The organism is Shewanella sp. CAL98-MNA-CIBAN-0140 (assembly GCF_040309905.1).
GTDB classification, from domain to species: domain Bacteria; phylum Pseudomonadota; class Gammaproteobacteria; order Enterobacterales; family Shewanellaceae; genus Shewanella; species Shewanella psychromarinicola.
This window is the reverse complement of sequence record NZ_JBEOPI010000249.1, coordinates 1-249: the sequence shown is the minus strand read 5'-3', so window position 1 is coordinate 249 and position 249 is coordinate 1. Positions and strand designations below refer to the sequence as shown.

The window sequence follows — 249 nt, the reverse complement described above, 5'->3', positions numbered from 1 at the left end:
GCTTTGTGCTGATGTACTGGAGTTATTACAGCAACGACTGGGAGGAGATGGTCGACCTGCGTGACGGCGGCTTTCTCGCCTGGCCCGGGATCATCGCGCTGATCCTTGGCACGCTGGCGTACGGCTGGCGTCGCCCAGCCCTGCGCAAGCCCCTCAGCGCCGGGGTGATCACCGGCCTGTTGTTCTGGGGCATGACCAGCCTGTCCCTGAGCCTGTATGAAAAAGGCACGCGCCTGCCGGACATCACCC

At 63.9% G+C, this 249-nt stretch carries 1 pseudogene; it reads left to right on the top strand.

What is annotated here, in order from left to right:
- Positions 1–249, top strand: a pseudogene (locus AAEY93_RS20950) (hypothetical protein); the annotation flags it as partial.